This window comes from Chitinophaga sp. (assembly GCF_039596135.1).
GTDB lineage: Bacteria > Bacteroidota > Bacteroidia > Chitinophagales > Chitinophagaceae > Chitinophaga.
This window is the reverse complement of sequence record NZ_JBCNKH010000010.1, coordinates 1-23,754: the sequence shown is the minus strand read 5'-3', so window position 1 is coordinate 23,754 and position 23,754 is coordinate 1. Positions and strand designations below refer to the sequence as shown.

At 46.1% G+C, this 23,754-nt stretch carries 18 protein-coding genes; 13 read left to right on the top strand and 5 right to left on the bottom strand.

The features are described from left to right. Nucleotides 1-168: 168 nt before the first annotated feature. Nucleotides 169-1,383, bottom strand: coding sequence for an MFS transporter (locus ABDW16_RS09265; RefSeq protein WP_343669228.1), 1,215 nt, complete (start codon nt 1,381-1,383; stop codon nt 169-171). Between the two features lie 108 nt (nt 1,384-1,491). On the opposite strand from ABDW16_RS09265, the gene ABDW16_RS09260 reads away from it, so the two are divergent. After that, on the top strand, nt 1,492-2,370 hold the full coding sequence (locus tag ABDW16_RS09260; RefSeq protein WP_343669227.1) for a LysR substrate-binding domain-containing protein: 879 nt from the start codon (nt 1,492-1,494) through the stop codon (nt 2,368-2,370). On the opposite strand, the gene ABDW16_RS09255 is transcribed toward ABDW16_RS09260, so the two are convergent. Then, nucleotides 2,371-3,600 carry a hypothetical protein gene (locus ABDW16_RS09255; protein ID WP_343669226.1) on the bottom strand — a complete coding sequence of 410 codons (1,230 nt, stop codon included), beginning with the start codon at nt 3,598-3,600 and terminating at the stop codon, nt 2,371-2,373. Nucleotides 3,601-3,864: 264 nt separating this feature from the next. Then, on the bottom strand, nt 3,865-5,217 hold the full coding sequence (locus ABDW16_RS09250) for an amidohydrolase family protein (RefSeq protein ID WP_343669225.1): 1,353 nt from the start codon (nt 5,215-5,217) through the stop codon (nt 3,865-3,867). A 50-nt stretch (nt 5,218-5,267) separates the two neighbouring features. Between ABDW16_RS09250 and ligD the strand changes: the two genes are divergently transcribed. The 12 genes from ligD to ABDW16_RS09190 all read left to right on the top strand — a co-directional run bounded on the left by ligD (nt 5,268) and on the right by ABDW16_RS09190 (nt 18,708). After that, complete coding sequence (gene ligD, locus ABDW16_RS09245) at nt 5,268-7,238, top strand: DNA ligase D (protein WP_343669223.1); 1,971 nt, start codon at nt 5,268-5,270, stop codon at nt 7,236-7,238. A gap of 48 nt (nt 7,239-7,286) precedes the next feature. Then, the gene (locus ABDW16_RS09240; protein ID WP_343669222.1) at nt 7,287-8,978 is read left to right on the top strand and encodes an arylsulfatase; all 1,692 of its coding nucleotides are present in this window, start codon (nt 7,287-7,289) and stop codon (nt 8,976-8,978) included. Between the two features lie 133 nt (nt 8,979-9,111). Further along, nucleotides 9,112-11,529, top strand: a complete 2,418-nt coding sequence (locus ABDW16_RS09235) for an ABC transporter permease (protein ID WP_343669221.1) — start codon at nt 9,112-9,114, stop codon at nt 11,527-11,529. Nucleotides 11,530-11,627: 98 nt separating this feature from the next. After that, nucleotides 11,628-11,957 (top strand): hypothetical protein, encoded by a 330-nt coding sequence (locus ABDW16_RS09230; protein WP_343669220.1) that lies wholly within the window; start codon nt 11,628-11,630, stop codon nt 11,955-11,957. A 150-nt stretch (nt 11,958-12,107) separates the two neighbouring features. Continuing rightward, nucleotides 12,108-13,766 (top strand): phage tail protein, encoded by a 1,659-nt coding sequence (locus ABDW16_RS09225; protein ID WP_343669219.1) that lies wholly within the window; start codon nt 12,108-12,110, stop codon nt 13,764-13,766. Nucleotides 13,767-13,966: 200 nt separating this feature from the next. Further along, complete coding sequence (locus ABDW16_RS09220) at nt 13,967-14,596, top strand: hypothetical protein (RefSeq protein ID WP_343669218.1); 630 nt, start codon at nt 13,967-13,969, stop codon at nt 14,594-14,596. 14 nt (nt 14,597-14,610) lie between these two features. Next, complete coding sequence (locus ABDW16_RS09215; RefSeq protein WP_343669217.1) at nt 14,611-15,279, top strand: hypothetical protein; 669 nt, start codon at nt 14,611-14,613, stop codon at nt 15,277-15,279. Beyond that, entirely contained in the window at nt 15,237-16,022 is a 786-nt protein-coding gene (locus ABDW16_RS09210) for an ATP-binding protein (protein ID WP_343669216.1), read from the top strand. The genes ABDW16_RS09215 and ABDW16_RS09210 overlap by 43 nt, the downstream gene beginning before the upstream one ends. Before the next feature lie 8 nt (nt 16,023-16,030). Beyond that, nucleotides 16,031-16,687, top strand: coding sequence for a response regulator transcription factor (locus ABDW16_RS09205; protein WP_343669215.1), 657 nt, complete (start codon nt 16,031-16,033; stop codon nt 16,685-16,687). Beyond that, nucleotides 16,684-17,088, top strand: coding sequence for a 5-fold beta-flower protein (locus tag ABDW16_RS09200; RefSeq protein WP_343669213.1), 405 nt, complete (start codon nt 16,684-16,686; stop codon nt 17,086-17,088). Before ABDW16_RS09205 ends, ABDW16_RS09200 begins: the two co-directional genes overlap by 4 nt. A gap of 1 nt (nt 17,089) precedes the next feature. Then, a complete protein-coding gene (locus ABDW16_RS09195; protein WP_343669212.1) occupies nt 17,090-17,788 on the top strand; it encodes an ATP-grasp domain-containing protein in 699 nt (232 codons plus the stop codon). Nucleotides 17,789-17,796: 8 nt separating this feature from the next. Next, nucleotides 17,797-18,708 (top strand): putative 2-dehydropantoate 2-reductase, encoded by a 912-nt coding sequence (locus ABDW16_RS09190; protein WP_343669211.1) that lies wholly within the window; start codon nt 17,797-17,799, stop codon nt 18,706-18,708. A gap of 40 nt (nt 18,709-18,748) precedes the next feature. Here ABDW16_RS09190 and ABDW16_RS09185 read toward each other — a convergent pair whose 3' ends face one another. Beyond that, on the bottom strand, nt 18,749-19,738 hold the full coding sequence (locus ABDW16_RS09185) for a type IX secretion system membrane protein PorP/SprF (RefSeq protein WP_343669210.1): 990 nt from the start codon (nt 19,736-19,738) through the stop codon (nt 18,749-18,751). Then, a partial coding sequence (locus ABDW16_RS09180) for an Ig-like domain-containing protein (RefSeq protein ID WP_343669209.1) occupies nt 19,735-23,754 on the bottom strand: 4,020 nt, incomplete at its 5' end. The genes ABDW16_RS09180 and ABDW16_RS09185, both read right to left, overlap by 4 nt.

Below are 23,754 nucleotides of genomic sequence, written 5' to 3'. Positions count from 1 at the left end.
TGATATCTATTACTGTAAAATTATATCTTACAATTAACTCATCGTCAGCATCCTTTGCATTCACAAAGCCTTACTGCTCACTTCCCCAAATAAATAGGGAGGGTAACAAATATAACAAAAAACAATTAAAAAAGAAAGAGTATTAAATATTTAATATGTAGATAATATTCATTTTTTAGGTCTTACTAGTAAGAGGGAGCCCAGCACCAGCAAAAATAATACGCCGATGAACACTTCCCAGTTCCATTTTTGCAACGCAATACCCGTAGTACTGCCCACCAGACTGGATCCCAGGTAATAGAACAACCAGTACAATGAAGTTGCCGTGCTCTTCCCTTGCTTCGCCTGTTGTGATACCATCCTGCTCGCCATCGTATGTGCACCAAAAAAAGCAAAAGTAAAAATGCCCAATCCTATAATTATCAAGCCGACGCTTTTGGTCAGTAAGAACAATAAACCAGGTACCAGCAGCAACATGAACACACGGAGAATTTTATCGGCCGGATGCCTGTCAGACCATTTACCCGTTACCAATGAACCCGCTACCCCTGTGGTATACATCAGGAAGATAAATGCGATCAGGTAATGGGGCAATGAAAATGGCGCTGCTTCGAGGCGGAAACCTAAATAATTGTAGACACTCACAAACGCTCCCATGATCAACGCTGCTACAAAATATAACCGCACGATCAATGGATCACGGAGAAACTGTCCCATATGTTCCAGCTTACGCCTGGTCTGTACCTTAGCAGGGGAAAAATGCCTGGATTCAGGGAACACCTGTGCAAATACTAACCCTAACAGCAAACTACCCGCACCAATACCTACGGTAGCCCACTGCCATCCCCACCAGCCAGACATTAAGGTGGCACCCACACGGCCCATCATGCCCCCCATGGTATTACCGGCCAGGTATAAACTGATTGATAGCCCCAGTGAACTGATATGTACTTCTTCTGACAAATAAGCCAGTGCCACCGCAGAAACACCTGACAATACCATCCCTTTCAGGAAATTGATCACAATGAGCAATTCAAAATTTCTGACAGCTGCTGATATCAGGGTGAGTAAGGTAGAGATGATCATGGAACTCACCATCAGTTTTTTTCTTGGAAACCTGTCGGCTTTAAAAGCGAATAAAAACAATCCTGCGGCCATGCCCACGGTGCAGGCAGATACTGCCAGACTACTATGGGCAGGCGTGATGTTGAACTCTTTGCACAATAATGTCAGCATAGGCTGAAACAAATAAAGCTGTGCAAAAACCGACAAACCTGACAAAAAGATACCGAACTTGATACGTGTGTAACGTAAACAACCTTTCACCGCTTTCTGTCTTTCAGGGCGCATTCTGAATACCCCGGGGTCTGCTACCGCTTGCATAATTCCTCGTATTTATTACACAAATTTATAACGCCGCTTCGATTAGTAAACATGGTATTTTTCTATGGTTATCATTGATAAAACCGATCGATGACCTACCTTCGCCTCATGGAACTCCGTCAATTGCGCTATTTCGTGAAAACTGCAGAAATCCTAAACTTTACGGAAGCTGCAAGTATGCTTTATATCAGTCAAAGTACCCTTTCTCAGCAGGTAAAACAGCTGGAAGAGGAACTGAACACCCCACTTTTTGACAGAATTGGCAAAAAAGTGATGCTCACAGAGGCTGGCAGACTCTTTCTGCCCTACGCCCGCCAGAGCATTCAGCATGCAGAAGACGGCCAGCACCTGCTCGAAGACCTGCAGGACCTGGAAACGGGCGAACTCGCCATCGGGGTCACTTATGGACTACAGGCCCTCGTTACCCGCACGCTGATAGCGTTTTCTGCCCGCTATCCACAAATAAAAATTGTAATGGCCTCGGGTACTTCGCTGGACCTGTTAGAAAAACTTCGCCAGGTACAACTGGATTTTGTACTCTCTTTTACACCGGCGCAAAAAAATGATGTGCTCATTTCACAAACCCTGTTTGAATCCCGCCTGTCCCTGATCGTTCCCATCAATGATCCGCTTGCGGCCCGCAGGAGCGTTGATATCAAAGAAGTGGAAAGTCTGCCGCTGCTCATGCCTTCCAAAGGCTTTAACACCCGGAGTTTCCTCGACAAAGTATTTGAGAAAAATAAGATTTACCCTGATATCAAAATGGAGCTGAGCGACATCAGTATCTTATTACAACTGGTGGCAACAGGGCGCTGGTATACCGTCCTGACCACGGCTTCGCTGGTAGGACAAACTGCGGTGCAGGCAGTGATGATTACAGGGAAAGAAATGAGCAGACAGGCCACCATTTCCTGGCCAGCCAATGCTTATAGAAAAAAAGCGGCGATTGCATTTGCAGAAATGCTGCAACAATCAGGAGGAGAATAATCAGAAAGCCTCGCCCAGCATCATGGTGAAACGTCCACCTGTACTGCTGATGCCATAGTCAAATGCAATGTTGGTATTAGAGCGCTTATTGAACTTCACTCTCAAGCCTGTTCCCACAGCCGGATGCGGACTGGTAAACCGATACTTATCCAGCTTTGTCACTGCATTCACATTGGCAAAAACCACAAAACCCAGGAAACCATTGCGTGTAATATCCCGTCGATATTCTGCTTCCAGGTCCCATAATCCCTTACCCCTGTACCGGTTTTGTGGAATTCCCCTGCCACTATGTGTAGTAGGATCCCAGCCTATACTGGGCAAATCGAGATATGGGGTTTTATTACTCAGTGCTGTCCAATAAAAGCCCCACAATGCCAGTACATGCTGGCTATGAGGATCTCCAAAGTGCAGGTACCTTCTATAATCTATGTACAAAGAAGGCCAGTTGTCGCTACTGCCCAGCCAGCGAAAGTTGTAGCGCAATACGGTATTGAAATAATACCCTGCCTGCGGGTTGATGGAGTTCTGGCGGGCATCTTTCTGTACATTAAATGCTATACCTGACGACATGGAATGCCGGCCCGGCTGGGTGCCATATTCATAATGACTAAATTCCGGCAGCGATATACTGTCATTGTCTTTGAACCGGATAGACGAGTACCAGTCCAGCATGTAACCCAAACCAGCCATCCATTTGCCGCCATCCACCTTGTGCAGCCAGGTTTGATAAAACCTGAAATAATTGCTGAACAATAATTCCTTCTGATCATTCGGTACACCTTTTCCAAGTCCCCATGTATACTGTGGGTTGATGATGAAACGCATATCACCGGTTACATTATCCTTATTGCCCGTGAGCCAGATATTACTGTGAAAACTAAATGAGAAGCGCCCTCCGAATGAAAATGAAGGGGCAAAAGAAACGTTAGACAAATTGGTGGAAGCCCGTGGTCCCATATAAAAAGCCGCATTGGTACTGGTAATCAGCGCCACGCCGCCACCGGGAATATTCGTAGGAATAGGTACCAATGAATAATAGATCTTCTTGTCCCCTTTCATGGGTATCTTCCTGCTCCTGATGTGAAAAGTATTGCTGAAGATGTCGATCAGGTCCAGTTTAGACACTGTATCTACATCATAACCATAATCTCTCCTCCTTCTAGGGATTGAATCCTGGGCAATGGCATCAGTTGTAAGCGTAATTAATGTAATTATTAGTAGTCCCTTCATTACAAACAAGGATATAAAATACTGTGCCACAATTCAGTCCGCTGCCAATTGACCACGATCATCGTTTGCGTTGAGAACGATCATTTCCTATAGCGCCGGAGCGGCCTACCTTAGCAGTGATAATTATTCGAATTACTCACAATAAAAAACCCAACGGGATAATTTTTTATCTAATTGGTTTGATAACAAACACAGGCGATCAATAAGTAAAAGAGATCAGATGATCAAATGCAAACAGCCGGCTTAGCACCGGCTGTTCTTTTTTTATTTATTTAAGGGTCCGTTGCTGACCAGCTTCCCCGCTTTATAGACAGCGAATATTTTCCTGGTATTCTTTATATCATCTGCAGGATTTGCATTCAATATCATGAAGTCTGCGCTTTTGCCTGTGGCGAGTGTACCAAATGCCCCGTCTATTTCCAGCACGCTGGCTGCATTGCGGGTAGCAGCCGTAATTGCAGCTATGGGTTTGAGTCCTGCCTGCACCATCAGTTCTAATTCCAGGTGTTCGCTAAAGCCCTGTGCCCTGACAGGTGTGGCACCTGAATCTGTACCCATGGCAATGAGGATGCCTGCGGCGTAGAGTTTTTCTACATTCTTCAACGCCGTTTCAAATGCATGTACGTTTCTTTCATAATCAGGAGCGTTCTTTAAATTCTCCTGGTATTGGGGCGAAGTGATTTTTTCATACACACCGGGTTCCAGCGAAGCTTTAAAGAATGCATCATTGATCCATTCCGGGCGGCGGGCGTAGATATAGGCGTACTCATCCAGCGACAAAGTTGGAATATAAGCAACTTCTTTTGCCCGCATTTCTTTGATAAGCGCATCATCGATCACACTATCCCTTATGCTGTGCGCAATGACGTCTACACCAGCTCTTACTAACGACCGTGCATCTGACAGGTAGTATAAGTGCGCTGCTACACGCAGGTGGTGCTTGTGAGCCTCTTTGATAATAGCCTGGTAGATGGCGGTATCCATTTTGGGAAATTTCCTGTTGAAGTCGTCTACCCATATCTTGACCAGGCTGGGTTTCAGTTCGGCAAGACTATCCATTTCTGCCGCCACCTGTTGTGCAGAAGCGGGTCTGAATACACTATCCATAGCCATGGCCAAAGGTGGCGCACCATTGGGTACCCCGAAACCATATCCGGCGGAGTGCAGGCGGGCACCCGGCAACAGGCCATTCTGCGAAGAATCACGCAAACCGGTATGGAAGAGCATGGGGCGGTCGGTTCCCATCACCTGTATATTGGTCACGCCATAGTCCGCATATTTCTTCAGTTGACGGAGGATGTTCTCCCGGGTATAATTTTCTCCTTTGTTAGCAGTGTCTTTCAGGGTACCGATGTGCGTATGCGCACTGATCAGTGCGGGCATGATGGTTTTGCCTGAAAGATCCAGTACGGCAGCACCATCTGCATCCATTTTGTCGCCGATAGCTGCGATGGTATCGCCCCGGATCAGGAGATTTGTATTGAGAATGGGTGCACCGCCACTGCCATCAATGAGGGTGACGTTTTTCAGCAGCAATGCAGGATTACCCGCATCGCGTTTGGGCTGGTTACAGGCAAAGAGGCCTGACAGCAGAACGAGAAAAAGGGGCTTTGTCATGGATATCATCACCACAAGTTAGGGACCACTTTTTGCATTGGGATCTCATTATGAAAAAAGATCCGTTTCCGAAGATTATCAAACCCATGCTGGCTACGCTGGTCAACAAGCCTTTTGATGAACCTGGCTGGTCATTTGAAGTGAAGTGGGATGGGTACAGGGCCATTGCCTACTGTAACAAAGGCACGGTCAACCTGCTGTCGAGAAATGATAAATCTTTCAATGAAAAATTTTACCCCGTATACGATGCGCTGATAGCATGGGGCATCAATGCAGTAGTAGATGGTGAGATCTGTGTGCTCAACCAGCAGGGGATCTCTCATTTCGGGTCATTGCAAAACTGGCGGAGTGAGGCCGATGGAGACCTGGTATATTATGTATTTGACCTGCTCTGGCTGGAAGGACACAACCTCATGAAATTGCCATTATCAGAACGGCATGCATTGTTGAAATCAAAATTACCGGCCATAGACATTATCCGTTACAGTGAGCCATTTGAAGCCAAGGCCGGGGAGTTCCTTGCTGCTGCCGGTAAACTAGGTATGGAAGGTATTATTGCAAAAAAGGAGAACAGTATTTATGAACCGGGAGAACGCAGCCGGAACTGGCTAAAAATAAAAACAAATAAGAGACATGAAGTAGTGATTGGCGGCTTTACACAGAATGAAGATTCGCCGAAACCATTCAGTAGTTTGCTGGTGGGTGTGTATGAAAACGGCAAATTACAATATACCGGGAAAATAGGCACTGGCTTTAACCAGGCCATGCAAAAGCAACTGATGGCGGCATTCAGACCATTGATCAGGCGCACCTGTCCGTTTGTACGGGAGCCTGATATAAATAAACCTTCGCGGTTCAGACCGAACCCGCCAAATGCAACGGCTACATGGCTGAAGCCTTCACTGGTTTGCGAAGTAAGTTATGCAGAAATTACTGCTGACGGGGTAATGCGGCACCCCAGTTTTGAGGGGATGCGCACAGATAAAGCGGCCCGGGAGGTAAAAGCGGAGGTAGCGGAAGAAACAGCACCTGCTTTAAAAATGTTAAAACCCGCGGTGACAGGGAGCTTAAAAACCCTGCTCAATCCATCAGAAGAAACGCAGGTAAAAAAGGTAGCGGGGCATCAGCTCACATTTTCTCACTTAAGTAAAGTGTACTGGCCGGATGAAGGATTTACCAAAAGGGATCTGTTGAATTATTATTACCAGGTAGCACCCTACATTCTCCCCTATCTCAAAGACAGACCACAGTCGCTGAACCGCTATCCTAACGGGATTAAAGGTCATAGTTTTTACCAGAAAGATGTGACGGGCAAGGTGCCGGACTGGATCAGACAGTATCCGTACACGACCAGTGAAGGAGAAAATAAGAATTTTTTAGTGCCGGAAGATGCTGCTGGTTTGCTGTATATGGCGAACCTGGGTGCAATAGAAATGAACCCATGGAACTCTACGATCCATAACCCGGATTATCCTGACTGGTGTATGATAGACCTGGATCCTGACAAGGGGAATACCTTTGAGCAGGTGATAGAAACGGCACAAACGGTGAAGGGGGTACTGGATGAGTGGAATATAAAAAGTTATCCCAAAACATCTGGTTCTACAGGTATACATATTTACATTCCACTGGGTGCTAAATATACGTATGACGAGTGCCAGTTGTTTGGCAAGATCATCGCGACGGAGGTGCACAAGCGGTTACCAAAATTTACGAGTATAGAGCGGATGACCCGGAACCGGAAAGGGAAATTGTATATTGATTATTTGCAGAACCGGCCGAAAGCTACGCTGGCGGCGCCGTATAGTTTACGGCCCAAACCGGGAGCGACGGTGTCTATGCCGCTGCATTGGGAAGAGGTAAAGCGGGGATTGCAGATGAGGGATTTTAATATTAAGAATGCAATTGGAAGAGTTCGAAGTGAGGGAGATATTTTTAAAGGGGTGTTGGGAAGGGGAATTAATCTTAGGAAATTATTGTTGAAAGGGGATTATTTTAAACCAGTATTGGAAAGGAAGTAATCTTAAGAAATTATTGTAATTTCCGAAGGTCGATCTAACCATTCTGATATGAAACTTCGTATAGCCCACCTGCTTTTTTTATTTTTTGGAATCGCTGTAAAAGCGCAGCAACGCCCGAATATCATTGTCATCCTGAGTGATGATATGGGGTATTCTGATATTGGCTGTTATGGAAGCGAGATCCATACACCCAACCTGGATCAGCTGGCGGCAACAGGTTTGCGGTTTTCACAGTTTTATAACGGGGCCAGATGTTGTCCTACCAGGGCATCTTTGCTCACCGGCCTCTATCCGCACCAGGCGGGTATGGGCTGGATGCGGGATACGGACTACCAGTTGCCCGGTTACAGGGGCGACCTCAATCCTAAGGCCACAACGATGGCGGAGGTGGCTAAGTCCGCCGGGTACGCTACATTCCTGGCCGGAAAGTGGCATGTGAGCCAGAATATTAAAGACGACGGGCCTAAGACAAGCTGGCCGTTGCAGCGTGGTTTTGACAGGTATTATGGCACCATACAGGGTGCCGGTAGTTATTTCGATCCTGCTGCCCTGTGCAGGGACAATCATTTGATCTCTCCATTTACAGATCCGGAATATAAGACGGATAGCTTTTACTACACAGATGCTATTACACACGAGGCGATCCGGTTTATCAAAGAAAGAGATGCCAGCAAGCCATTCTTTCTATATGTAACATATACAGCGGCACACTGGCCTTTGCATGCAAAGCCGGCAGATATTGCAAAATATAAAGGAAAATACGACAAAGGCTGGGATGTAATACGGGATGCACGGTTCAGGAAACTACGCCAGGAAGGGTTGCTATCTAATAATACAGAGTTGGCGCCGGCGGAGTACCCCGGGTGGGATAACGGGATAGACAAAACAGTACAGGCGGCAAGGATGGAAGTATATGCAGCCATAATAGATGATATGGACCAGGGTATCGGGGCCATCAGAGCGGTGCTAAAACAACAAGGTATTGACAATAACACCGTGATCATGTACATGCAGGACAATGGGGGTTGTGCAGAAGACATTGGTGCTACAGGGCCTACGGGCAACTGGGCACAGCATCCTGAAACGCTGAAGCCTTTGAAAAAAGAGGAAATCTCTTATGCCACCATTCCACATATAACAAGAGATGGAAAGCTGGTGCAGAAAGGAAAAGGGGTGAGTGGTGGTCCTGATTCTACCTATATTTCTTATGGAAAGTTCTGGGCCAATGTGTCGAATACCCCTTTTAGAGAGTATAAGCATTGGGTGCATGAAGGCGGCATCGCTACCCCACTCATTGTAAATTACCCGGGCGTAATTAATGGCAAGAATAGGATAACGCCTTTTGTGGGCCATATAATCGATATAATGCCGACGATAGTGGAGCTGACAGGAGCGAAATATACGGGGAGTATACCGCTGGAGGGGGTGAGCCTGGTGCCATTGTTTAAAGGTAAATCCCTGGACAGGGGAAAAGCTATTTGCTGGGAACATGAGATGAACAGGGCGGTGCGCCTGGGCGACTGGAAGCTGGTTTCAAAAGGAGAATTGCTAAAGGATAAGGAACATTATAGAGAAGGCAAATGGGAGTTGTACAATATGCGAAAAGATAGAAGTGAGTTGCATGACTTGTCAGACCTATACCCTGAGAAGGTAAAAGAACTGAGTGATATATGGAATGCGTATGCGAGACGGGTGGGTGTGTTTCCCGCACCGTGGAAACCGATCTTTGATTTGAATTAATCGTTCGCTACCGGACACTATTCCCGGTAAAAACGAACATATACAATTTTTAAATAATCATATATCACTTAAAATCATGCGACAGGGAACAGGCATACTCCATGTATACAAATGGTAGCTAATCTCTGTCCTTATGATCAGGAATTATTTCAAAATCGCCTTTAGAAATCTGGTCAGTAATAGACTGTACACAGGCATCAATATTTTAGGACTGGCACTCGGAATTTTGTCCTGTATCGCCATTTGGGTGACCTGCAGGTTTGAACTGAGTTACGAGAACTTTCAGCCGGGTAAGAAGAACATCTACAGGGTGGTTGGTGATATAACCTTTCCTGAAGGCAGGCATGCCTTTATGGCCATGCCACCCGATCCTGCTGCAGCTGCAATCAGGGGAAATATAAGCGGAATAGCGGAAATAGCTGATCTGCATGCGTTTTACACCAAAGTGGCTGTACCAAATGGGAAGCGCTTTCCGGCAGCAGACTTTCATGACCATCCTTCAGATATCATAGTAACAGGTCCTGAATATTTTAAGGTATTTACTTACCAATGGCTGATCGGGTCGCCGGACAAAGCAATGTCAGAACCTTTTAAGGTGGTATTGACAGCAAGTAAGGCATATAAATATTTCGGTTACATACCCTTGCAGGATATAGTGGGCAAGACGCTGTATTATGCAGACTCATTGCCACTTACGGTTGCAGGCATCGTAAAAGATTACGCGGCAAATTCGAATTTCAGGTTCACTGATTTTGTTTCTATCAGCACAGTACCGAATAGTTTCCTGGCGGATAAGGGCATATATTCCAAACAATGGGGCGGGTACTTTGCCCGTACGCAGGTATTTGCCAGACTGCAGCCAGGTGCAGGGATAGAAAAGATAAACCAACAAATGACCGCCCTGTTGCATCAAAATATCACCCTGCAAAAAGGCGAACAGAAAACCCTCTTTTTACAACCATTGTCTGACCTACATTTTGATGTAAGATTTAATGACTTCTTTTCAAAGCAGGTGCATCTGCCTACGCTGTATGGCTTATTGGCCATTGCGGGTTTTATACTCCTGATTGCGGTGGTAAATTTCGTCAACCTCTCTACCGTACAATCTATCAGGCGATCTAAAGAGATTGGGGTAAGAAAGGTATTGGGCAGCAGCAGGCAAAGTTTGATTCTCCAGTTTCTGAGCGAGACATTTTTGATTACGCTGGCCGCGATGGCATTGGTGCTGATACTGGTATATCCATTATTAAATGTGTTGCAGAATTTCGTACCTGCGGGTGCAGTGGCCACCGTTTTCAGTAAAGAAAATATATTGATGCTATCAGGGTTGCTGGTGGTAACGACATTGCTGGCGGGGATATATCCGGCTATTGTATTGTCAGGGACAATTCCGGCAATCAGTTTGAAAACCAGCACCAGGGAACGTGGATATTTGCGGAAGGCGCTGGTGGTGTTTCAGTTTACCATTTCGCTGGTATTTATCATTGGTACCCTGGTGGTACAGAAACAACTGGATTATGTGCTGCATACCGACCTGGGTTTTAAGAGTGCGGCGATCATTACTATTAATACCAGCCCTGCATATGAGCGGTCAAAGGTGGATGTGCTGGCAGATATGTTGCGACGGATACCGGGAGTGGAACTGGTCAGTGCGAGCAATGGTACACCGGCTGCCGCATCGCATTGGGGAACGGAGTTGAAATATAATGGCGGCAAAGAACCTGTGAAAGCGGATTGCCAGTTGCAATGGATAGACGAAAACTATGTACCCCTGTACCAGTTAAAGCTGGTGGCGGGTAGGAATGTGCAGGCGTCTGACAGTATGAGGGAATTTTTGATCAATGAGAGTGCGGCAAAGGCGCTGGGGTTTGCGCATCCGGAAGATGCGATTGGAAAAATAGCAGAAAGCGGGATGAATGATGATGCATCTCCTATATGTCCGATAGTGGGTGTAGTGGCAGATTTTCATTCGCAGTCACTGCATGAAGCCATTAAGCCTGCATTTTTTACAGCATCCAAAATGTTTGCGATAAACCTGGGTGTTAAACTACATGGCGCGAATATCTCTCAAATTGCAGACGCTTATAATAAGGTATATCCCAATGAGCAGTTTGAATATAAATTCTTTGACAATACGATAGCGGGTTTCTATGCAAAGGAACAAAAAACGGCGGCGATACTGAATACAGCGACTACGATGGCGATTCTTATTTCATGCATGGGGTTGTTAGGACTGGCGGCGTTTAGTATTCGTCAGCGCACAAAAGAAATCGGCCTGCGTAAGATATTAGGTGCAGGTGTGGGGAATATTGTACTCTTATTAACACGTAACTTTATTGCATTAGTATTGATAGCGATTGTGATTGGAACGCCGCTGGCGTGGTATGCAATGGATCGGTGGCTGGCAGATTTTGCATACAGGGTGAATATATCCTTTGGGGTGTTCCTGCTGGCGGGGGCAATGGCAGTGGGAATAGCAATCATAACAGTCAGTTTCCAGGCAGTGAGTGCGGCCTTAGTGAACCCTGCGAGGAGTATAAAAACGGAATAGTGTATAATCTCACTTTAAAAAATCGCTTTCGCCAAAGGTGAAAGCGATTTTTTGCTATTTTCTCTCTATCTTGTCTCAAACAAACCCTGCCAACTTTTATGAAACTCAAAGTCGTAAGAAAATTCCTCGAATACCTTTACTCCAACTACATCGGCAACTTTATAGGCTTCGTGATCGGCATGATCTCTACCCGCCTTGTCTCCCACTTCTTCACCACCCGCTCCATCCACAACCTCTGGGGCCTCACCACCCACAAAACCATTGTGACCAAACACACCTACACCAACCTGGAATGGGGCATCAGTATTGTCATTGGCTTCATCGTATTCGAACTCGTGTCCAAATGGCTCAAAAAAAAGATGGACGAAGTCCTCCCCCGTTACAAACTTACCCAGTGGCTGGTAGACAACCCTGAAAACCCCTCCTGAATACGCATGAAAATCAATCACTTAATTTCCGCAAAGCCGAAAACCACTTTTTCCACCCCCTAAAAACAGCTATTAAAAGGGAACATTCCGGCCTGTTTTCCCGAATCGTTTAGGATGACCTTTGTATCATCAATCAAAACAATTCGGGACATGAAATTACCAAATGCTACAACTGTATCCAGCGGACTTCCAATAGGTGCGATTGCCACCTTTGGCGGGGACCTCTCCAACCGCGATCAGTTGCAGGCATTACAGCAGGAAGGTTGGTTACTCTGCGATGGTAACTCATATCCTACTCAAATATATCCAGAACTCTACGCCGCCATTGGCAATGCCCACGGCGGAGATGAATCATATTTCAACGTTCCCGATCTGATCGGGCGTTTTCTGAGAGGGACATTACATAAAGCCAGGGGTACAGACCCAGACGCCAAAAACCGGGTCGCGGCCGCACCCGGGGGCGCTACGGGCAATCACACCGGCTCTTTGCAAAGAACAGCCACCGGTCTGCCGGCATCGCTATGGTCCCTCTCTATCACCGGCGCCCATAGTCATACCTGTGGCAGGCTTACTGCCAATATGCACAGGGCATGGAGCGGCTCCACTTATGATATGGCCAGGGGTAATCAAACAATTGCCACTGAACCGGCGGGCGCACACTTTCACACACTCACAGGATTTGACAATGCGACCCTTCCTATTAACGTAGCTTTATATTTCGTCATAAAATGCCGTGCACCACAAGTGCCTGCCGGCATCTTGCCGGCGGGCACTATTACCGCCTTTGGAGGCCCGTTACCACATATTCCTGTGGGATGGCTCTATTGTGATGGCAAACCGTATGCATATACGGATCATCCTACCCTGGCCGATACGATACTGGGCAACTTTGGCGGAGATGGTCTTAAATTGATTAACGTCCCGGACTTAAGGGGATATTTTCTCAGAGGTACTAGTCACTTAACAAACAGGGACCCGGATGCGGATACCCGCCATGCCCTTAACAAAGGGGGAAACACGGGCGATAACATCGGCTCAGTGGAATATTATGCCACCACATCTCCTCCCGGCATTACCACCACTATAGCCGGTGCACACAGTCACCAGGTAGAGAGTGTGCCCGTGTCTACCCATACTGCGGCCAAAGGCGCCACAGGATTTACTGCCTACAACTGTATTGCATGGACGGATGATACCGAACACACAAATACCGCCGGCGAACACCTGCACACCATCAGGGGGGGCGACCAGGAAACAAGGCCTGAAAATATCTACGCCGATTTCCTCATCGCTGCAGCAGACATTGAGGGCGCAGCCCCTCCTATAGGCACCATCATGCCTTTTGGCGGCGATATAACGGACAGGGATGTACAAATTAAATTGCAGGCAGCAGGCTGGTTCCCTTGTGATGGCAGTTCGCTGCGCAGGCATACTTACCGCGAACTGTTCGACATAATCGGCACGCACTTCGGTGGGGCTCCACTTACCTTTGCCCTGCCTGACCTGCGCGGTTATTTTGTAACCGGCGCCGGCAAACTCAAGGTAGGCACCATACAGGTGATCTCTACCACGGGTGCACCAGTAAACCCGATTATCACAACCACCAATGGGAAGCATACACATGCCATCTACCGTGTGCCTGCCGAAAGGCATGCGATAGACCCCGCAGATGGTTATGAACTGGCAGCCTTCAATGCAGAAGAGAGTGCAACTTCGATGGATGGCGATCACACACACCTGGTAGCCGGTGGCGACCGGGAGTCAAGACCGATCAACGTAAATGTGGATTACATTATCCGCTTTAAATAGGCCTTTCATCCCTATATACCCCCTCAGATATAACCTGTACTAACGTAGCCTGCACACTACTTTCAGAAAGGTACGTGGACAAGGCAGCTCATGGGCTAGGTAGCTGCCCTCCACTGCCTTTTGAAAGTAGTTGCAGGCCCTTTTAAAAAAATTAAAATAGATTTTTATACATTTAGGTACACCTTAAACCATTTAATGTTATGAACATCCCTGTTGCCATTATCTCCATAGCTATGGTAGCTATGACTATGACTGCCTGTCAACCAAAACAATCGCCTTCCATACCGGAAGATGATCACAAAGACACGCCTACATCCGGGCTGTTGGACAAGGATACCATCAGTGTTGAGTTTGCAAAAATCTATGTGAAAAATTATTCAAAACGTGCTGGTAAAATTCCTGTGGATTCATCTTCGTGGGATGGCTCCACGACAATGATCAATGGCAAGCCGCACAAGATGGGTTCCAACACACGTACCGTATGGTTCAGTGTTACAAGACTGAGGGCACTCGTTGATCAGCTGGAAGCAGAAGGCGGCGACGGTATCCGTTTTTACCTGGCAGCGTATGACAGTACTTACAACAAGTACGACAGTACGCATACGCACATTCCGGAGAGAGCATATTGGAACCGCAACACGCTGGTGCTGGTGACTACCAGGGACTCCACCAGGAATGGCGAAGTTTTCCATTGGGATTACTTCAACAATGATCCGAGAGGTACTGTAGGTAAGGGCCGTATTATACTGGCTGCTGCTGAAAACCGTGGTGAGTTGTGTCCTCCGCCTGCTAACTGTCAATCTGCAGGAGCTCTGTTAATTACTCAATGATTTGACTATACAGCATGAAATTATACTTTACAGTAAATACCGTCGCAGAACTGATCTGCCTGTTGACAGGGGTGTTTTGTCTTGCAAAAGACAAAACACCCATATGGCGGTATTTTATCATCTTCTTGTTGCTAACCTGTATAACTGAATTTACCGGCATCTATATCCGGGAAACGACGGAAGTGTCCAACGCGCCTTTATACAATGTATACCTTTTGGTAGAATGTGGTTTTATAAGTTATTTCTTTTATTATTTATACCTGCAATACACCAATAAACGCAGTATGCTGATCCTCTGGCTCTGTATATTTCTGGCAATGTATGTACGGGAAAGCCAACTCCTTCATTTTGCAAAGTTCGTAAACGTAACAGCTTCTACAGAATCCGTAGTATTTGTACTGGCAAGTCTTTATTTTTATTATCTTATCCTGCGGGACGAAAAGTATATCGTTCTGAATACCTACGCGCCCTTTTGGTGGGTGAATGGAACCCTAATATTTTACTTTGGCAGTACGGCGACCAATATATTCAACGATTATCTGGTGCATGACAAGATCTCGCTTATTTCTTCATCGGTCAGGTATATCACCTTTTCAATCCTGAATGTGTTGTTGTACTCCTGTTGGTCATACGCTTTTATATGCAGATTTCTCCAAAGGAAGTATTATTCCTCATCGGTTTAACGACCGTAATTTTTCTGATCGCCCCCTTGTTCCTGATCGTATATGTGAACCTCTATAACCGACGGAAAAAGAAGCATGCGGAAGAAAAAGAAAGCCTGAAGCAGGCATTTGATACAGAGTTGTTGAAAACCCAGATGGAGGTCCAGGAGCAGACCCTGAAGACCATTGGTTACGACTTACATGACAATATCGGACAGTTGTTGGGCCTTACGGTGATGACCCTGGGTTCTATCAACATGCAGGATACAGAGAAGGCCGGCGAAAAGGTGGCCGCGGCGGAAGCACTTGCCAAAAGGGCGGTGAAAGAGCTGCGGGCACTATCCCGGTTACTGCATGGCGAGGAGCTCCTGAGCAGGGGCCTTGTGGATGCCATTGCCTTTGAACTTGAGTACCTGGAACGGTCCGACCTGTTCAGGATTACCTATACCTATCCTGATACCCCTCTCCCTCCCGTTGCAGATAAGGCAACAATTACCTTCCGTCTCTTCCAGGAGATCCTGAATAATATTGTGCGGCATGCACAGGCCAATGAAATTGTTATTAACTTAGCGTTTGCTAGTAATGTATTAACCTTGTCTATACAGGACAATGGTAGCGGGTTCGATGTGGCTGAAATCATGAAGCAGCACAAAGGCATGGGATTACAAAATATCCAGAAGCGGGCGGGCATGATTGGCGGGCAGGCCCATGTTCAGTCCACACCCGGTACCGGCACCACGATTAAGATAACGATTCCTTACTAAATAATGTTATGGCTGAAAAGCAAACGACGATTGCCATTATTGACGATCACACCCTGTTCCGCCAGGGGATGATAAGCCTGCTGTCCGAATTTCCGGAAATTTCGATTGTATTTGATGCTTCCAATGGGGAGGATATGAAGAATAAGCTGACTAAATTTCCTTTGCCGGAGGTAATTTTGATGGATATCAGTATGCCGGTGATGGATGGGTTTGAGAGTACCCGGTGGCTGCGGGAGCATTATCCGGATGTGCATGTGCTGGCGCTGAGTATGTTTGAGGAGGAGAAGCCGATTATCAAAATGCTGAAGAATGGCGCGGGTGGGTATTTGCTGAAGGAGTCGAAAATGACGGATGTGGTGCATGCGATCAGAACGATTAGTGAACAGGGGTTCTATATCAATGAACTGGTGTCGTTTAAATTGCTGCGGAATATACAGGGGCATCTGGCGGGGAATAATGCGCCTGAGAAGCTGAGTAGTAACGAGATTAAGTTTCTTGAGTTGTGCTGTACGGAGTATACGTATAAGGAGATTGCGGATCAGATGAATTTGAGTCCGCATACGATAGATAATTACAGGCAGGATTTGTTTCAGCGGTTTGGGATAAAGAGCAGAACGGGGTTGGTGTTGTTTGCGATAAAGAATGAGTTAATAACGTTGAAATGAGGAAATGTCTATACCTGTTAGCAGTGCTGTTTGGCGTGGGTGCGCATGCACAAACGATCAGGGCGGGTAACTATGCCGTGAAGGGTTATATTAAGAGTGACGGTACAATTCAGAATAGTAGTTATCAGACGGTTGGATATATTAAAAGTGATGGCAGGATCCAGGATGGCAGTTATAACACGATTGGCTATGTGAAAGATGGGAAGGTGCAGGATAGTCATTATAGCACGGTGGGGTATATTAGTAAGGAGGGGAAGGTAACGAGTGGTAGTTATGCTACATTAGGGTATATAAAGGATGATGGGACGGTGCAGGGAAGTGATTATTCGACGATAGGAACGGCGGAGGGGATAAGGAAGGAATGGGTGGCGGTGGTGTTTTTCTTTTTTGAAATGAAATGATATGATCTTATTAATTCCCGAAAAAACGGATGTAGAGTTTGAATCAGTGGAAGCTATCTGGACAGCCAGGGGCGGGAAAATAAAACGACTGGGAAAGTATTGGATAAAGGATGAATCTTTAATAAACCAACCACTGGCAATATGGGGCAATCAAACATTTGCCATGGTGCTGGCACAGATTTATAATAAAACGCTCGTTTCTCCTGATGATACACTAATAGCGGGATTGGAACCACAATGGGTAAAGCGTACTATTACACTCGCAACAATTGGCTTTTTACAAAGAACAGACTTCCCTCTTTTTGTTAAACCGGTTATTCCTAAATTATTTGCTGCGGGGGTATTTCCTGATTATGATTCTTTTAAACAAGTTGTAGCCGGCCTGGCAGAAGCTGAGGAAGTATTGACTTCAGAGATCATTTCTCCTATCCAGGCTGAAGTGAGAGCTTATGTTTTACAAGGAGAGATAATGGATATGGCCTTATATGAAGGAAAGGCAGACCTGGAAAGTGGCTATGAGTTCTTAAAGGAATTTTTACTTAAATATAAACTTGCACTGCCTGCGACTGTAGTGGTCGATATCGCTTACAATGAGTATGCAGGTTGGTTTGTATTAGAATTCAATGCCGCCTGGGGCGCGGGTTTGAACGGATGTCAGGCAGAAAAGGTAATAGATTGTATCTTAGCAGCCACATTATAATTGATACAATGAAATATGCGATAGTAGGAACCGGTGCCATTGGAGGGTTTTATGGCGCCATGTTAGCCAATGCAGGCGAGGAAGTACACTTTTTATTAAACAGTGACTATGCTACGGTAAAGGAAGAAGGTCTCCACGTAATATCGGAAGTATTCAGTGATATTCATTTAGACCAGGTAAACGCATATCAACAGTCGACAGACATGCCGGTTTGTGATGTGATATTGGTTTGTTTAAAAACAACCAGTAATGAAAGCTTATTGCCTTCTTTAGTAAAGCCCCTCTTGCATGACAACTCCGTCATTATTCTGATCCAAAACGGCCTTGGCGTGGAAGCAGATGTAGCAGCTATGTTTCCGGGTGTAGGTGTAGCGGGTGCTACAGCTTTGATTTCAGTGAATAAGGTAGGCCCTGGACAGATGCATCACCTGGATTATGGAGATATTGAAATAGGCAATTACAATATCCGGGATACTGGTATTATTGACCAGGTGGTAAGCGCATTTGACAAGACAGGGTTGATTGCTAAAAAAGCACCAGACCTGAATACATTGCGTTGGAAAAAGCTGGTGTGGAATATTACTTTCAATGGAATGTCAGTAGTATTGAATACCACGGCAAACAAGCTATTGGCTGATAAGGCTACTTATGAATTGTCTAAAGAAATTATGCAAGAGGTGGTCGATGGTGCGAATGCCTGTGGTGCGCAATTACCAGCGTCAATAGTATATGATATGTTGCAGTTTACGATAGCGATGCGCCCTTATGCACCGAGTATGAAACTGGATTTTGATCATAAGCGTCCGCTTGAGTTGAAATATATTTATGAAAACCCGGTAGCGATGGCAAAGGCAGCAGGGTATTATATGTCTAAGGTAGATATGTTGCTAAAGCAGTTGTTGTTTCTAAGTAAATATTAATTATTCTCAGGGATAAGGAAGACCGCAATACCGAACTACGCTAAAATACTTTAGGACAAGAGATACCCAGTTTACGCAAATTTACATGATCCTTGTTCGTAGGAATGGTAAACCCGATAGATATTTCATGAGACCCGTTGCTATAACTCTGCAATGGGCCAATAGAAAAATCATAGGCATAACCAATACGGAGGGTAGGCAACGGGAATATTTCAATCGCCGCAACAGCAGCATCCCTGGAGACTAACGTCTTTTGCAGGTATGTTTTATCGTAAAGAGACACACTGGTTCTGTAAGAGCCCCCCAGCCAGAGTTTTTCAGAAATCAACAGGAAAGCATTAATGTCTAAACTGGTGGGTCCACCCCTGTCATCTTTCAATAAGAAAGAAGGTTTGAGAGAAAGCTGGTCATTCAGTTTGAACAAAGCACCGGCAGTCACATAATAGTGTGGGCGCGGAGTAGGAATATAAACGTACTTCGACTTGTTGATATACGGTGCTACGAGGTTGTCTACAGAGACGCCTGCATAGAAATTATCATCTGCATAGAAGATCCCTGCCCTGGCATCGGGAACCGTAGTGGTAAGCGTACCCACAGGCATATCATCTTCAGGATCGGTGGTAGTGAGCTGCGAAGTGTTTACCGCGAGGTTCACCAGGCCACCACTGATACCGAATGCGAGGCGGGAAGTACCGTCTTCATTCAGGCGTATACGATAAGCATAACTGGCATAGAGGGATTGGTTGGTTTGCGCACCGAGTTTGTCGGCAACTGCCTGGATCCCCCAGCCTACATTTCCATCATTGGCAATATTATCGGCAGAAACAGAGAAGCTCCGGGGAGCGCCTTCTATACCGGTCCACTGCGCCCGATAGAACGCATGCAGGTATAATTCTTCTTTATATCCTGCATACGCCGGGTTGATGTAAATGCCGTTGAACATATATTGGCTGAACTGTGCTTCCTGTTGGGCAAATGTCGATTTGCCCAACGCTATACATAGCAACAATATAAAACCTCTTTTCATCATTTCTTGAATTTGCGGAGGATGGTCGTGAATCCTTTGAAGACCTCCCATTCCGCGCTGCCTTGTTTCTTAACGCGTAATAAATAATAGTAGGTGCCTTCACTTAATCCGTCTCCGGTCCAGGTATTGGAATAGTTATGCTGGCGGTATACTTCGTTACCCCAACGGTTTACAATGATCAATTCATTTTCTGTGTATTTGTCCAGGCCCACGATTTCGAATACGTCGTTCTTACCATCGCCGTTTGGCGTGAATAAGGTTGGCACGGCAATATAGACAGCACCTATGTGAATGGTCACAGTAGCGACGTTGGAAACATAGCCGTCGGCATCTGTGATGGTATAGGTGAAGGTATCGTCACCAACATAGCCCTGGTCTGGGAGATATTCGCAGTTACCATTTACATCGAACGATAAGGTACCATGCTGTACCTGGGTAACGATACTGAGGGTTTGTAAAGTTGACGTACCTAAATTATCATTATCTACCGGGTTGAAGCTGATACGCGTGTTCACCCTGGTATCGTACTCATCGTTTTTCGCCTTTGGCACTCCCGGCACAGTGATGGTAGTTGGTGTATCATTACCGGCGGTAGTACCGGAGATGTCAGACACGGTCACCAGATCGGGAGAGACACCACTTACGGTGGCAGTGTTGGTCACTGATTCGTTCTCTTTGTCTGTTTGCGTAAGGGTGTAAGTAGCAGTTTGGGTAACTACTTCCCCGGGCTGCAGAGTGGCAGAGATGGAGGCATTCAGGTTGATCATTGGGTCGGCGAGGATGACATTGGTTAATGCGACATCGCCGGTGTTTGTGATCGTGAATGTGTAGGTGATAACATTACCATCGCGTACGGCAGTTTTTACCAGTGTGATGCCCGGGTGGGTGACTACCTGGGTGACGGTGATGTAGACAGTTACAGTAGTACTGGTCTGGCCATCAGAGATCACGACGGTAAAGTTGTCATTTCCTACGTAGCCGGTGGCGGGTGTGTAGGTGAATGATCCGTTGGTGTTTACGACTACGGTACCGTGTGATGGGTCGGTAGCTTTTGAATAAGTTAATACGTCTCCATCTATATCATTACCGGTTATATTACCTGTGTAAGCGGTATTCTTTGGAGTGGTAATGTTTAGGTCAGAACCGGTTGGTGCGTCGTTGACTGGTGTCACCGTGATGTTGACCGTGATGGTGGTGGTGCCGCCATGACCATCATTTATCACGATAGTAAAGTTGTCTGCACCATTATAGTTTGCATTTGGTGTGTACGCATATGTACCATCTGCATTGACAGTGGCTGTACCGTGTAACGGATCGGTTGATTTATTGTAAGTCAGCGCGTCACCATCTGCGTCAGTGCCGGTTACACTGCCATTGTATGGAGTATCTTCTGGCGTTGTGATGGTCTGATTGGTGGCGGCTGGCGCGTCATTGACGGGTACTACGGTGATGTTTACGGTCACAGTTACGGTACCACCGTTACCATCGTTGATGGTGATGGTGAAGCTGTCAGGTCCATTATAGTCGGTGGCTGGTGTGTAAGTGTATGTTCCGCTTGAGTTTACAATAACAGTGCCGTGAGATGGATCAGTTGCTTTAGCGTAAGTCAGCACATCACCATCTACATCATTACCTGTTACACTACCATTATAAGGGGTGTCTTCAGGGGTGGTGATGGTTTGGTCTGCTGCAGTTGGAGCATCATTTACCGGCGTAACAGTGATGGTGATAGTCACGGTAGTGGTACCGCCATGGTTATCGTTTAATTGGATTGTAAACAGGTCCGGGCCATTGTAGTTTGCATTTGGTGAGTAAGTAAATGTACCGTCTGCATTGACAATGGCTGTACCGTGAGCAGGATCGCTTGCCTTGCTGTAAGTCAGGGCGTCGCCGTCTGCATCGGTGCCGATGACACTACCAGCGTATTGGGTGTCTTCAGGAGTGGTAACGATCTGGTTGAACGCGGTTGGCGCGTCGTTAACAGGAGTTACAGTGATGTTGATGGTGATGATTACAGCGCCACCATTACCGTCGTCGATGGTGATAGTGAAACTATCAGGGCCATTGTAGTCGGCATTCGGTATGTAAGTGTATGTTCCGTTTGAGTTTACAATAACGGTGCCGTGAGATGGATCGGTTGCTTTGGCGTAAGTGAGGGCGTCGCCATCAGCGTCACTACCTACTACACTGCCATTATATGGTGTATCCTCATTTGTAGTAATATTCTGATCGGTACCAGTTGGAGCATCGTTTGCTGGTGTTACAGTAATATTGATTGTTACTGTTGCTGTGCCTCCATTGCCATCGCTAATGGTGATAGTGAAACTATCAGGGCCATTGTAGTTGGTTGCTGGAATGTAAGTGTAAGTACCATCGGCGTTTACAGTAGCTATGCCGTGTACCGGATCGGTCCCCTTGTTATAAGTTAGTGCATCACCATCCACATCACTTCCTACTACACTGCCATTGTAAGCTACATCTTCAGGAGTTGTAATATTCTGATCTGTTCCAGTTGGAGTATCGTTTACTGTTGTTACAGTAATATTGATGATGACTGTTGCTGTACCGCCATTACCATCATTGATGGTGATAGTGAAACTATCAGGGCCATTGTAGTCAGCATTCGGAGTGTAGGTATATGTACCGTCTACGTTAACGGCAGCCGTACCGTGCGCTGGATCGGTTGCTTTGCTGTAAGTCAGTGCATCACCGTCTACATCACCGCCTACTACACTACCATTATAAGCTACATCTTCAGGAGTTGTAATATTCTGGTCTGTGCCGGTTGGAGCATCGTTCGCTGCTGTTACAGTAATATTGATTGTTACTGTTGCTGTACCGCCATTACCATCACTAATGGTGATAGTGAAACTATCAGGACCACTGTAGTTGGTTGCTGGTATGTAAGTGTAAGTACCATCGGCGTTTACAGTAGCTATGCCGTGTACCGGATCGGTCCCCTTGTTATAAGTCAGGGCATCACCATCTACATCACTTCCTACTACACTGCCATTGTAAGCTACATCTTCAGGAGTTGTAATATTCTGGTCCGTTCCAGTTGGAGTATCGTTTACTGCTGTTACAGTAATATTGATGGTGACTGTTGCTGTACCGCCATTTCCATCATTGATCGTGATAGTGAAACTATCAGGGCCATTGTAATCGGCATTCGGAGTGTAGGTATATGTACCATCTGCATTAACGGTAGCTATACCGTGTACCGGATCGGTCCCCTTGTTGTAAGTCAGTGCGTCACCATCCACATCACTTCCCACTACACTGCCATTATATGGTGTATCCTCATTTGTAGTAATATTCTGATCGGTACCAGTTGGAGCATCATTTATTGATGTTATAGTGATATTGATGGTGACTGTTGCTGTACCGCCATTACCATCACTAATGGTTATAGTGAAACTATCAGGGCCATTGTAATCGGCATTTGGTGTGTAGGTATATGTACCATCTACATTAACGGCAGCTGTACCGTACGCTGGATCGGTTCCCTTGCTGTAAGTCAGGGCATCGCCATCTACATCACTACCTACTACACTACCATTATATGGTGTATCCTCATTTATAGTAATATTCTGATCAGTACCGGTTGGAGCATCATTCACTGCTGTCACAGTGATATTGATGGTTACTGTTGCTGTACCACCATTGCCATCGCTAATTTGAATAGTGAAGCTATCAGGGCCATTGTAATCGGCATTTGGTGTATAGGTATATGTACCGTCTACATTAACGGTAGCTGTACCGTGCGCTGGATCAGTTCCCTTGCTGTAAGTCAGCACATCACCGTCCACATCACTACCTACTACACTACCATTATAAGTTACATCTTCAGGAGTTGTAATATTTTGGTCAGTACCGGTTGGAGCGTCATTTACAGCTGTTACAGTGATATTAATAGTCACTGTAGTTATACCGCCATTGCCATCGCTAATGGTGATAGTAAAGCTATCAGGGCCATTATAGTTTGCAACAGGAGTATAAGTGTAGGTACCATTTGAGTT

Bases quoted from the DNA above. Each gene is read 5' to 3' on its own strand.
- ABDW16_RS09265 (WP_343669228.1), bottom strand. From the start codon at position 1,383: ATGCAAGCGGTAGCAGACCCCGGGGTATTCAGAATGCGCCCTGAAAGA.
- ABDW16_RS09260 (WP_343669227.1), top strand. From the start codon at position 1,492: ATGGAACTCCGTCAATTGCGCTATTTCGTGAAAACTGCAGAAATCCTA.
- ABDW16_RS09255 (WP_343669226.1), bottom strand. From the start codon at position 3,600: ATGAAGGGACTACTAATAATTACATTAATTACGCTTACAACTGATGCC.
- ABDW16_RS09250 (WP_343669225.1), bottom strand. From the start codon at position 5,217: ATGACAAAGCCCCTTTTTCTCGTTCTGCTGTCAGGCCTCTTTGCCTGT.
- ligD (WP_343669223.1), top strand. From the start codon at position 5,268: ATGAAAAAAGATCCGTTTCCGAAGATTATCAAACCCATGCTGGCTACG.
- ABDW16_RS09240 (WP_343669222.1), top strand. From the start codon at position 7,287: ATGAAACTTCGTATAGCCCACCTGCTTTTTTTATTTTTTGGAATCGCT.
- ABDW16_RS09235 (WP_343669221.1), top strand. From the start codon at position 9,112: ATGATCAGGAATTATTTCAAAATCGCCTTTAGAAATCTGGTCAGTAAT.
- ABDW16_RS09230 (WP_343669220.1), top strand. From the start codon at position 11,628: ATGAAACTCAAAGTCGTAAGAAAATTCCTCGAATACCTTTACTCCAAC.
- ABDW16_RS09225 (WP_343669219.1), top strand. From the start codon at position 12,108: ATGAAATTACCAAATGCTACAACTGTATCCAGCGGACTTCCAATAGGT.
- ABDW16_RS09220 (WP_343669218.1), top strand. From the start codon at position 13,967: ATGAACATCCCTGTTGCCATTATCTCCATAGCTATGGTAGCTATGACT.
- ABDW16_RS09215 (WP_343669217.1), top strand. From the start codon at position 14,611: ATGAAATTATACTTTACAGTAAATACCGTCGCAGAACTGATCTGCCTG.
- ABDW16_RS09210 (WP_343669216.1), top strand. From the start codon at position 15,237: ATGCAGATTTCTCCAAAGGAAGTATTATTCCTCATCGGTTTAACGACC.
- ABDW16_RS09205 (WP_343669215.1), top strand. From the start codon at position 16,031: ATGGCTGAAAAGCAAACGACGATTGCCATTATTGACGATCACACCCTG.
- ABDW16_RS09200 (WP_343669213.1), top strand. From the start codon at position 16,684: ATGAGGAAATGTCTATACCTGTTAGCAGTGCTGTTTGGCGTGGGTGCG.
- ABDW16_RS09195 (WP_343669212.1), top strand. From the start codon at position 17,090: ATGATCTTATTAATTCCCGAAAAAACGGATGTAGAGTTTGAATCAGTG.
- ABDW16_RS09190 (WP_343669211.1), top strand. From the start codon at position 17,797: ATGAAATATGCGATAGTAGGAACCGGTGCCATTGGAGGGTTTTATGGC.
- ABDW16_RS09185 (WP_343669210.1), bottom strand. From the start codon at position 19,738: ATGATGAAAAGAGGTTTTATATTGTTGCTATGTATAGCGTTGGGCAAA.